At 41.8% G+C, this 12066-nt stretch carries 10 protein-coding genes; 3 read left to right on the forward strand and 7 right to left on the reverse strand.

Going from position 1 to position 12066, the window contains the following annotated elements; genetic code table 11:
- Positions 1 to 935: transposase (locus tag GQR45_RS04300; protein ID WP_165725213.1), on the reverse strand; the 935-nt coding region annotated here is incomplete at its 3' end.
- A 155-nt stretch (positions 936 to 1090) separates the two neighbouring features.
- Between GQR45_RS04300 and GQR45_RS04305 the strand changes: the two genes are divergently transcribed.
- Together GQR45_RS04305 and GQR45_RS04310 are read left to right on the forward strand one after the other, a co-directional pair.
- Positions 1091 to 2185: an IS110 family transposase gene (locus GQR45_RS04305; protein WP_240920131.1), complete on the forward strand. Its 1095-nt coding sequence runs from the start codon at positions 1091 to 1093 to the stop codon at positions 2183 to 2185.
- Between the two features lie 556 nt (positions 2186 to 2741).
- A complete protein-coding gene (locus tag GQR45_RS04310) occupies positions 2742 to 3794 on the forward strand; it encodes a hypothetical protein (protein WP_165725214.1) in 1053 nt (350 codons plus the stop codon).
- A 167-nt stretch (positions 3795 to 3961) separates the two neighbouring features.
- Here GQR45_RS04310 and serS read toward each other — a convergent pair whose 3' ends face one another.
- From serS to lrp, 6 genes are all read right to left on the reverse strand, one after another.
- Positions 3962 to 5266 carry a serine--tRNA ligase gene (gene serS, locus GQR45_RS04315; RefSeq protein ID WP_024599043.1) on the reverse strand — a complete coding sequence of 435 codons (1305 nt, stop codon included), beginning with the start codon at positions 5264 to 5266 and terminating at the stop codon, positions 3962 to 3964.
- A 9-nt stretch (positions 5267 to 5275) separates the two neighbouring features.
- Positions 5276 to 5656: a fluoride efflux transporter CrcB gene (gene crcB / locus GQR45_RS04320; protein ID WP_021032117.1), complete on the reverse strand. Its 381-nt coding sequence runs from the start codon at positions 5654 to 5656 to the stop codon at positions 5276 to 5278.
- The gene (locus GQR45_RS04325) at positions 5649 to 6992 is read right to left on the reverse strand and encodes a replication-associated recombination protein A (RefSeq protein ID WP_165725215.1); all 1344 of its coding nucleotides are present in this window, start codon (positions 6990 to 6992) and stop codon (positions 5649 to 5651) included. The genes crcB and GQR45_RS04325 overlap by 8 nt, the downstream gene beginning before the upstream one ends.
- Positions 6985 to 7611, reverse strand: a complete 627-nt coding sequence (lolA, locus tag GQR45_RS04330; protein ID WP_007582981.1) for an outer membrane lipoprotein chaperone LolA — start codon at positions 7609 to 7611, stop codon at positions 6985 to 6987. Before lolA ends, GQR45_RS04325 begins: the two co-directional genes overlap by 8 nt.
- Positions 7611 to 10106: a DNA translocase FtsK 4TM domain-containing protein gene (locus GQR45_RS04335; protein ID WP_165725216.1), complete on the reverse strand. Its 2496-nt coding sequence runs from the start codon at positions 10104 to 10106 to the stop codon at positions 7611 to 7613. Before GQR45_RS04335 ends, lolA begins: the two co-directional genes overlap by 1 nt.
- Positions 10107 to 10279: 173 nt before the next feature.
- Positions 10280 to 10759 (reverse strand): leucine-responsive transcriptional regulator Lrp, encoded by a 480-nt coding sequence (gene lrp / locus GQR45_RS04340; RefSeq protein ID WP_007582985.1) that lies wholly within the window; start codon positions 10757 to 10759, stop codon positions 10280 to 10282.
- 142 nt (positions 10760 to 10901) lie between these two features.
- On the opposite strand from lrp, the gene ald reads away from it, so the two are divergent.
- Positions 10902 to 12023 carry an alanine dehydrogenase gene (gene ald, locus GQR45_RS04345; RefSeq protein WP_010552621.1) on the forward strand — a complete coding sequence of 374 codons (1122 nt, stop codon included), beginning with the start codon at positions 10902 to 10904 and terminating at the stop codon, positions 12021 to 12023.
- The last annotated feature ends 43 nt before the right edge of the window (positions 12024 to 12066 follow it).

A 12066-nucleotide genomic window follows, 5' to 3' on the forward strand; every position in this document is an offset into this window, starting at 1 on the left:
CGCTTTCGGTTTAAGTTTTCACAATAACCTTCTTGTGAGGCTGGCCTGCCGACTGCACCATGAAATACACGTGTAAATTGTGTGGTGAGCTTTAACCAGTTTTCTGGGGAGATGTTAACTCTTTCGAGTAAGGGTAAGTGTGTACTTTCAATATAACCACGTTTGTCTTCTCGTATACAGCGCCCTGTTAGCTCAACAAGTTCAAGGTACGATTTAAGCTCAAAAGGCAGCCCTTTTGGCATAATTTGACGTGGCATGCCTGCTAAGCGCAGTAGTTGTTTTGGTTGCTTGCCATCCTTTACATACGTTAAACGCTGTTTGATGCTGGTATGGTCTGACTCTTCTGGGGTGTTAGCCATTTTGGCTCTAATGGGGTTTAAATCGACATACGCCATGCAGGCCGCAAGGGCTGCTTCATCTAATAATGCTTGAGACGTGAATCGTCCCTCCCAAAAACGGCCAGTGCAGTTATCTTCTTTATTTGCTCTGCGAGCAATGTTTTCATTTAACAACCGCATAAACCAACTGATACTTGATAAGCGCTCTCGGTATTGCTTAACCGTTTGATTGAAAAAGATGAGTTCAACTTTACTTAGCTTTTCACCTTGTACATATTTTTGCGTTAGCAATGTGCCTTTACACAGTTTATGCCAGCGAATAATAATCGCTTTATCATTTAGCCTATTCACTTTCTTATCATCAACATACAATACTAAATGGGTATGATTACTCATGACGGCATAAGCACATACATCAATACAAAATATTTTTGCTAATACGAGCAACTTATCTTCAACCCAGCCTCGTCGATGCTCATAAGACTTGCCTGTAAAACGGTCCTCCCCACATAAAAAAGCACGACGCACGCAACGTGAAATACAGTGATAGTACTTTGTATCAACCAAACTTACTTGGCGCTTTCTTGCAATTGCCATAAGACACCCTGCTTATTTTTTACACTGATAAAAGCCTAGTACTTAGTTCACTAAACTGCAAAAAATAGGATGGGTGATGAGATGGACGCTCCCCAAAACGGCGTCAATGCGCCAAACTGGTTATAACTCACACTCAGTTAAAGGGAACGTCCACCATGAAAATTAACACATTATCAATTGACTTGGCAAAAAATGTATTCCAAGTCGCTGGTTTTAATCATCACCACAAAAGAGAATGCAATAAACGCTTAAACAGACCTAAACTCAACGCCTTCATGGCAAATACCCCACCGTGTCGCGTCGTGATGGAAGCCTGCTATTCTTCCCACTATTGGGGGAGAGTCTTTACGTCTTACGGTCATACCGTTGACCTTATCCCTGCACAACACGTTACTCCCTTTGTTCGCGGTAATAAAAACGACAGTAACGATGCGCTTGCTATCTATGAAGCAAGCTTACGCCCTAATATTAAATTCGTTCCAATTAAAACTGAAGCCCAGCAAGAAATACTCATGCTTCATAAAATACGCGAACGGCTGCTACAAAACCGCATTGCTGCAACGAATCAATTACGCGGTTTATTGGTCGATTTTGGGTATGTATTTCCTGTCGGTATAAAGGCATTAGAGCAAGGACTCATTGCGTTAGAAAGTGATTTTGAGCTTCGCCCGCTACTGCGCACAATGGTGAGTGATATTTACACTGAGTACAAAACCCTTGTTAAACGCATTAAAGCTATTGAAGCGATGCTTACTGCACACGTTGAACGGGATACAAACGCTAAAATACTTCACTCCATTCCTGGCGTGGGTGTACTCAATGCCTCCGCCTATGCAGCGTCAATCGGGAACGGTCAGGCATTTAAGAGCGCAAAAGAACTCGGTGTGTGGCTAGGATTAACACCTAAACAATATGCGTCAGGCGATAAAAGTAAAATGTCTGGTATTACTAAGCGCGGCAACAGTTACCTACGAAAACAACTTATTCATGGTGCTCGCGCCATTATCGCCAGAAGCCACCATAAAACAGATGCGTTAAGCCAGTGGATAAATCAATTACGCGAGAAAAAACACTTTAATTGTGTGGTGGTTGCCACCGCACACAGATTGGCGCGACTGATGTGGATATTGCTGACCAAGCAAACTCTCTACTCACCTCAGCCTGTGCAAATACACAGAAGGATGCTTAATTATGCGTATTTTACACACCAATCACACTCGAGTTTACGACTTAAGACAGCCTGGTTATGACATAGGTTTTGAAACCTGAGTGGGTGTTTGGGCACTTAAGTCGTAACATACGCTTATCCGGTATGTACTTCACTTATAATGAAACAAAAAGCGCACGCTAACCAAGGTTAACCAGATAAAGACACGAGATTTAATCTCGTTTGGGTGAATGTTTTTTAGGTCCCTTGGTACGAAGCTCATTAGGAGCATGGCGCATGATAATCATGACACCATAGCTCGAATATATGTCAGTACCTTTGCTTTTCAGCAAGCTTGTGACGCATCATTACTGTGATATGAGATACGTGATAATAGAATAAAGGCATCAATTTTGATGCTTATACATTAGCTCGTCTTGACTTCAAGGGAGCGTCCATATATGTCACTATTATTCTTCGTTGTACGAATGTGCATCTCTTAAGCTTCACCATTATCTGTTCCTTTTCTTTTTAAAAAGTATTTCGTAATTAAGCTCAAGTAATCGTCCCCAAAATGATCACAATTTTTACTTGCGGTTATTTACAAATAAATCAATTGGTTTACAATTCGTACAAATTTAATTAAGAAGGAACTGAAGATGAAACAATCATTTACACTCATCGTATTGGCGTTAGCTGTTGCCGGATGTGCTAGTACCAAAGTAGAAGATACAACTCCACTAAATTCAACGTCTGTACTCAAGGCTGAGTATGCAATTAATGGTTTATATGTACCTGACTACACAGGAGAGCAAACTGTACTAACTCGTGAATCTAAGCGAGTTATCCATGAAATAAATACATTTGATAGCTGGCTAATGCGCTGGGCAAATTCTGATAAGTCTCGTGTTTTTGATTCCCCTAAAAATAAAAGCTATTACATTGATTATGATGACGAGACATATAGCGAATGCCCTATGGCAGGTTGTGATGAAGTAAGTTTTACTGACAGCATTTTTGAAAAAGATGAAGATGCTGAAGAATATCAAACATACGAAGAAGTTGGTTGTAGTGTTGACTTGAAAGAGAATTCATTTGCTGTAGAAAAAACAGGAAAAAGCCGAATAATTAATGGCTTCGATACAGAGCAGTACGTTGTTAACTGGACGACTCGTTATCACGATACAACTGGTGCAGAAGATAAAAACATCGTGACTTTTGATTTTTGGACCACAACACAAAATGCACAAACTAAACGTGCATTACAAGTTCATGAGAAGTTTCAAGACAGCTACCTTAAAGCTATTGGCGATGACAATGCATTAATGAACTTATTAGGTGCGCAAGCCTATAAAGCTATTGCTGGATTTACAGGTGATATAAGTAACGAAGATAATCAGTTCGTTGGTGAGATTGGCCAAAAATTAGCAACTATTAAAGGCTACCCAATTTCAGTTAAACTTGAATGGAAACAACAATTAAAAGCCTGTAAAACCGCACGTAAACCTGTTGATTACAGCGCCGGATTAGACGAAGTTGGTTCACAACTGCTTGGTGGGCTAATGGATAAAGGTAAAGAAATGGTAATGGATCACTGGCGTAAAGATCCTGTAGTGCGCTATGTTTACGAAATAAAGTCTGTTGAAATGAAAGACGTTCGCGATAGTAAATTTGTGGTACCTAAAGATTTTAAATTGATAAATCGCTCGTAACTTCTTAGCCATTAAAAGTACCGCCACTTAAGTAAAATTTATATGTGTCGATAAAAATTAGTACCGATATAAATTTTTACTCAACAAAAAAGCCGCTGTTTATTACAAACAGCGGCTTTCGTCTTAAGATTTACAAGCTTAAAGCTTGCTTAACTTAAACTTGATTTTTATTGTTTACCAATCACTTCAAGTCCACCCATGTATGGGCGTAATACTTCTGGTACTACAACTGTGCCATCGGCTTGTTGGTAGTTTTCTAGAATGGCTACTAGTGTACGGCCAACGGCTAAGCCTGAACCATTTAGTGTATGTAGTAACTCTGGCTTTTTAACACCTTCACGGCGAAAACGTGCTTGCATTCTACGCGCCTGAAAATCAGCCATGTTTGAACATGATGAAATTTCGCGGTATGTGTCTTGCGCTGGTAACCATACTTCTAAATCGTATGTTTTAGCTGAACCAAAGCCCATGTCGCCCATACATAAAATTACTTTACGGTATGGTAAGTCAAGTGCTTGTAGTATTTGCTCTGCGTGACCTGTTAACTCTTCAAGCGTTGCCATTGAGTCTTCTGGTTTTACAAGTTGTACTAGTTCAACTTTATCAAACTGGTGTTGACGAATTAAGCCACGTGTATCGCGACCATAGCTGCCTGCTTCACTTCTAAAGCACGGCGTGTGGGCAACTAAGCGAATTGGTAAAGCGCTTTCGTCGTAAATTTCGTCGCGGGCACTGTTTGTAAGCGGTACTTCAGCTGTAGGAATTAAGCTAAAGCCGGCCTGTTGTTCGCCGTCGTCATTTACAAGGCCTAATGTGTGGAATAAATCGCCCGCAAATTTAGGTAGTTGGCTCGTGCCGTAAAGGCTTGCGCTATTTACTAAGTACGGTACATACATTTCTGTATAGCCGTTTTTATCAGCGTGTGTATCTAGCATAAATTGCGTTAGTGCACGGTGCATACGCGCTACTTGGCCGCGCATTACAGTAAAGCGTGCGCCACTAATTTTAACGCCCATTTCAAAGTCTAAGCCGTTTAGGTCTTGCCCTACATCTACGTGGTCTTTAACTTCGAAATCGAATTTTTTAGGTGTGCCCCACGTTAAAATTTCAACGTTGTCGTCTTCGTCTTTACCCGCTGGTACCGACTCGTCTGGCAAGTTAGGAATTGCTAAAGCAATATCGTTAATTGCAGCTAATACTTCATCTTGCTCTGTTTTAGCGGCGTCTAGCTCACTGCCTAAGTTAGCCACTGCATCAAGTAGTGGCTGTGCGTCTTCGCCTTTTGCTTTGGCTTGACCAATTGCTTTTGCGCTTGCATTACGTTGACTTTGAAGTTCTTGCGTTTTTACTTGTAATGTTTTGCGTTTTTCTTCAAGTGCCGTGACCGTCGCTACATCGAGTTCGTAACCGCGCGCCGCTAAACGTGCTGCAGTTTGTTCGATGTCTTGACGTAAAAATTTAGAATCTAACATGTTAGTTTTTTAACCTTTTTGCATTACTAGCTGAAGGCCCAGCCAAGCCATAAAAATACACACCATCACGTTTAGGATGATATTGAGGGCCATTTTAATAAAGTGACCTTGTTGTAACAACAACAACGAGTCCATTGAGAATGTTGAAAAGGTGGTTAATGCACCTAAAAAGCCAATACCGATAAGAGTTTTGGCGGGGCTTGCGGTGATAATTTCTTTATCTATCAAACCGTACAAAATGCCCATTAACAATGAACCCAGAATATTAACCGTCAACGTGCCAAAAGGGAATCCCCTACCGAGGAGTTTTAGCATGCTTTCGCTAATAAAAAACCGTAAACATGCACCTGAGGCTCCGCCAAGGGCGATCATCATATAAAGTTTAATCATTTTCGTATCGTTTAAGTGGGCTTTGCGCATCGCGCTCTTTTAGGTAATCGAGTTTTTGTTTAATTTTTTGTTCAAGTCCGCGTTCACTCGGTAAGTAATATTCTTTACCGTCCATTTCTGGCGGTAAGTATTTTTCACCTGCAGCAAATGCGCCTTCTTCGTTATGCGCATAACGATACTCGGCGCCGTAACCTAAGTCTTTCATTAAGTTGGTTGGGGCATTACGTAAATGCTCTGGCACGGGGTAACTTGGCTCGTTTTGAGCGTCTGCTTTGGCTTGATTAAACGCCATATAGACTGCATTACTTTTGGGTGCACTGGCTAAATACAATGTGGCTTGTGCAATAGCGCGCTCACCCTCGCCTGGGCCTACTCGCTGAAATATATCCCACGCATTTAAGGCCACTTCCATCGCACGCGGATCGGCGTTACCTATATCCTCTGTTGCAATGGCAAGTAAACGCCGTGCTACATACAAAGGGTCGCCACCACCGGCTAAAATTCGGCAATACCAATACAGCGCACCATCGGGAGAGCTACCACGTACTGATTTATGAAAGGCTGATATTAAATCGTAAAACTCATCGCCGCCTTTATCGTATTTAGCTAAATGTGTTGGTAGCACTTGGCTAAGTACGTGCTCATCTACGTTGTATTGACCGTTTTGCTCGGTTGTTAAATCAACCGCTTGTTCAAGTAAATTAAGTACTTTACGCGCATCGCCGCCACTTGCTTGGCAAAGTGCCTGTTTGGCGTTATTGACAATAACTATGTTTTTTTGGTTTAGTTGCTCATCTTGCTTAAGAGCACGCTCAATAACTGTGTATAAGTCGGTATCGGCAAGCGATTTTAAAACATACACGCGCGCACGCGACAATATAGCGTTATTAAGAGCAAACGAGGGGTTTTCGGTGGTTGCGCCTACAAATATAAAGGTGCCATCTTCTATGTGCGGTAAAAAAGCATCTTGCTGAGACTTATTAAAGCGATGAACCTCGTCAACAAACATAAGCGTGCGTTGGCCACGGCTTTCTAGGTTATCGCGCGCTTTCGTCACGCTGTCACGTATATCTTTTACGCCTGCGGTTACCGCCGACATTTGAATAAGTGAGGCATCAGCATGGTTGGCAATTATTTGCGCAAGTGTTGTTTTACCTACACCCGGCGGGCCCCATAAAATTAAACTATGGCATCGCCCTGCAACAATGGCTTGATGCAGTGGTTTATCAGCACTTAATAAGTGTTGCTGACCAATGTACTCGTCAAGTGTTGTGGGGCGCATACGCGCAGCAAGTGGCCGTACATCAGGCCCAAAATTAAATCCTAAATTACTCACCGTTACTCTGATCGTCTATTTCAACACCTTCAGGAGGCGTAAATTCAAAAGTGCTTTTATCAAGCGGCGTATTAACCTGGGCATTGTTAAACGTAAATGACGATAGCTGCCCTGAGTTGTCGGTAACGACTAGTTTAGCAAGGCCTTGCTCGTTACCCGCAAACGCTATATCAAGTTGTTCTACTTGGCTTTCTACGCCTTTATTTGGCGTTACGCTAAAGCCTGTATTTGTTGCAAGTACGCTGTATTTTTCCCATTGTGCTGGGTCTTTTGATGTAAGTAGCACAAATGGTGTTGAGTCGATTAGGCTGCTGGTTTTCATAATTGTTACTTGCTCAGCAAAACTGTCGAAGTAATAGGTTTTATCGCCGTTTGATACAAACAATGTATCGTCTGGGTTTGTTTGCTGCCAGCGAATCATCATAGGCTGTTGAAGCGCTATTGTGCCCTCGCCTTGCATAACAGCTTGGCCTTCTTTGTCTGTTACTTTTTGTGCAAACTGCGCTTTAAAGCTTTTTAAAGTGGCAAGTCTGTCTTGTAATGCTTGGCTGTCGTCAGCAAAGCTTGGTGCGGCAAGTACGCTGCCTAACACTAATAATAAGGCGTTAAATTTTTTCATTAATTTGCTCCATTAGGTACTAATACATCGCGAGCGCCATTATGACCTGGTGAACTCACGATACCCGATGTTTCCATTTGTTCGACTAAACGTGCTGCGCGGTTATAGCCAACACGTAGTTTACGTTGCACTGACGATACCGATACCTTGCCGGTTTCAATTACAAACGACACGGCTTCGTCGTATAACGGATCGTTCTCTTCGTCTGCATTTTCGCTTGCTTCACCTGGCAATAAAATATCTTCACTGGCATCACCATTGAGTATTTCATCAACGTAATTTGGCTTAGCACGCGCTTTCCAATCGTTTACTACGGCGTGTACTTCATGGTCGTCTACAAACGCGCCATGTACACGCTCTGGTACACTAGTGCCTGGTGGTAAATAAAGCATATCGCCCATACCTAGTAAGTTTTCTGCGCCTTGTTGGTCAAGTATGGTACGCGAGTCTATTTTACTAGACACCTGAAACGCCATACGCGTTGGTATATTTGCTTTAATTAAACCTGTTATTACATCTACCGAAGGGCGCTGCGTTGCCAGTATTAAATGAATACCTGCCGCACGTGCTTTTTGGGCTATGCGGGCAATCAGCTCTTCTACTTTTTTACCAACAATCATCATCATGTCGGCAAACTCGTCAATTACTACAACAATACTTGGTAACTTACCTAGCTCATCTGGGCCTTCTTTCATGCCATCGGTGTCTTTAAATAATGGATCAAGAATCGGGTAACCCGCTTCATTGGCTTCAAGCACTTTTTGGTTGTAACCTTTTAAGTTACGCACACCCAATGCTGACATTAATTTATAACGACGTTCCATCTCGCCTACACACCAACGCAGTGCGTTAGCGGCTTCTTTCATGTCGGTGACTACTTCACACAATAAATGCGGAATGCCTTCGTATACTGATAGCTCAAGCATTTTAGGGTCAATCATAATCATACGTACATCGTCAGGACCCGATTTGTACAACAAGCTTACTATCATGACATTAACGCCCACTGATTTACCTGAACCGGTTGTACCGGCCACCAGTAAGTGTGGCATTTTACCTAAATCAGCACATACCGGCTGACCGGCAATATCTTTACCTAGCACCATGGTAAGTGGCGATGGATTTTGCTCGAATTTAGGTGCGTTTATTACTTCTGACAAACGTACTATTTCGCGGTGTTTATTAGGAAGCTCAATACCAACATATGTTTTACCCGGTATAACTTCGACAACACGCACACTAATTGCCGAAAGCGAACGGGCTAAATCTTTTGCTAAACCTGTAATTTTTGACACTTTAATACCTGGCGCTAAATCCAGCTCAAAGCGAGTAACAACAGGGCCTGGGTATACCGCTACAACTTTAGCTTGTACGTTAAAGTCCAGTAGTTTTGTCTCTACTAGGCGCGATACTGTATCGAGCTCTTCTTGCGAAATTGGGTTTTTAGCTTTGTCCGGTCTGTCGAGTAAATCGAGCGACGGTAATGGCCCCGGTGGTGGTTCTTGCGTTAATAATTGCTCAAACTTTTCTTTAGCCGTTGGCGGTGGTTGATATTGCGCTTTTGATTTAGGCATTGGTCTTGCTGGTGATACAACTGTTGTAACTGGTTTTTCTGGCTCTACAACTGGGCTTTGGTCAAGCGCGTTTAGCGCAGCGGCCGTGTCCATTGGTTCGTCGTCTATGGCGCTAAAGCCAATTTCTTGATCGAGTATGTCGTCAAGCTCGTCAAACGGCATAAAATCGTCACTAATTTGTGGCTCGCTAAATGGCGTTTGCGGTTTATTAATTGCTTTTTGTTTATCTGCTTTTTTAGCTGATGTAGGCAGCTCTATTTGCTCTTTTATATCGTCTTCAAAATGGGCGTCTATTTCATCGTGATTATTTGCTTTGCCCGCAGCGTGTTCTCGGTGCATCCAACCTTTTGCGTACGATACAATAAAGCGGTAAAACCTAACCATTAAATCGCCAAGGTAATCTACAAAATCAACCCACGATACACCTGTTAATAAGGTAAGCCCGGCAAAAAAGAAACACAGCAATAATATAGATGTACCGGTAAAGTTAAACGCAGGCATCATGGCTGATGCAATAACATCGCCCACTACCCCACCAGAGGAAAAGTTATAAATATCGTCAAAATTGATACTACTAATAGCGGTAGCTGAGGTAATAAATAAAGCAAAACCAATAACACGCAGCGCTAAGGTGGTGTAATCAAGCTGTAAAATGCGGTGAGGTTGTTTAAATAGCAAGTAGCCAAATAGCTGAATGGCCGCTGGCACTAAGTAAGCCAACCAACCAAAGGTGAGTAATAAAATGTCGGCTATCCATGCACCGGCTGCTCCTGTGATGTTGCTTACTTCGCTAAAACTAGTTTGCGACCATGCAGCATCTGCTGGATCAAAGCTGATCAAGGCACATAAAATAAATATTGCCGTAAAGGTGCTGATAATCAGCCCTGTTTCTAATAGTCTTTGCACACCGTTTAGGCGCATAGTTCCCTATTCCTCTTTATTATTCTATTTTTATTCACACTTACTTAGCAGTGAAATACCTTAGCAGGAAATGCAATTTGTTGCACTTTATCTTAACCTTGATGGCCTGATTATGAACAAGTTTTTATAATTTGAGCTTATATAAGCAAATGACGCAGCTAATATAAATAACCTTAAGTAATATAAGGACGAATAATTACGCCTTCTTCACCTTTTACTTCTTCCATTACTACATAAGTTCGGCTTTCACTAACGTTAGGCAATTTTAATAATATGTCACCTAATACACCACGGTATTCTGACATATCATTTACGCGCGTTTTAAGTAAAAAATCAAAATTACCCGATACTAAATGACATTCGATAATTTCTTCGTGCTTTTTAACGGCCGCACTAAACTCATCAAATACGTCGGGAGATGTTTTAGTAATTGTTACTTCTACATACACCGATAAACCTTGCCCAAGCTTAGCTGGATCGACCACTGCTTTATAGCCAAGTATGTAGCCTTCTCGTTCTAGCTTTTTCACTCGCTCCAGACAGGGCGTGGCGCTTAGGCCAACTCGTCTGGCCAGTTCAACATTTGAAAGGCGTCCATCGTGCTGTAATTCCATTAAAATTTTACGGTCAATTCTATCTAATAACTGATGCATAGTGCCAACTAGTTTTTTATGCTGTTTATTTTTGTTATATAGATGATAACACTAGATTTGACTTTAAAAAAGGTGAGACACACGGGCTTATGATGAATATAATAGTGAAAAATGTTAATCCGTTCTTAATAAGGCAAATGATATGATTATTGGTGTTCCTAAAGAAATTAAAAACCATGAATACCGTGTAGGTATGGTTCCTGCGAGTGTTCGTGAATTAGTAAACCACGGTCATCAAGTGATTGTAGAAACTGATGCAGGCATGGGTATTGGTTTTACTAACGAAGATTACACGCTAGCGGGTGCTGAAATTTTAGCAACTGCTGCTGACGTTTTCGCTAAAGCTGACATGATTGTAAAAGTAAAAGAGCCACAAGCTGTTGAACGTGCAATGTTACGTGAAGACCAAATTCTTTTCACTTACTTACACCTTGCACCTGATCTTCCACAAACTGAAGACCTTGTAAAAAGCAAAGCTATTTGTATTGCATACGAAACTGTAACTGACTCTCGCGGTGGTTTACCGCTTCTTGCTCCTATGAGCGAAGTTGCTGGTCGTATGTCTATTCAAGCTGGTGCACAAGCGCTAGAAAAATCTAACCACGGTCGTGGCATGCTACTAGGTGGCGTACCAGGCGTTGAAGCGGCTAAAGTTGTTATCATTGGCGGCGGCATGGTTGGTCGTAGTGCAGCGCAAATGGCTGTTGGCCTTGGTGCTGAAGTTGTCGTTCTTGACCGTAACATCGACGTATTACGTGCACTAGACGCGCAATTTGGTAATAAAGTAAAAGCTATTTACTCAACTGCTGATGCACTAGAAAAACACGTACTAGAAGCTGATTTAGTAATTGGTGGCGTACTAATCCCAGGTGCAGCTGCACCTAAACTAGTAACTGCTGAGCACATTAAAGCAATGAAACCTGGTTCTGCAATTGTTGACGTTGCAATCGACCAAGGTGGCTGTATTGCTACTTCTAAAGCAACAACGCATGCTGATCCTACTTTCATCGTTGATGAAGTTGTTCACTACTGTGTTGCTAACATGCCTGGTGCTGTTCCACGCACATCTACGTTCGCACTTAACAATGCAACATTGCCTTTCATCATTAACCTTGCAAACAAAGGTTATAAAAAGGCGTTACTAGATGACGCTCACTTCTTAAAAGGCTTAAACGTAATTAAAGGCCAAGTAACTTACAAAGAAGTAGCAGAAGCGTTCAACATGGAATATGTTGACCCACGCACAGCGGTAGAAAACGCATAATTTAGCGTTTTGTAGTTAGGTTGGTATTAAGTAATGTAACTAC

The organism is Pseudoalteromonas sp. SA25 (genome assembly GCF_011378705.1).
Classification (GTDB): domain Bacteria; phylum Pseudomonadota; class Gammaproteobacteria; order Enterobacterales; family Alteromonadaceae; genus Pseudoalteromonas; species Pseudoalteromonas arctica.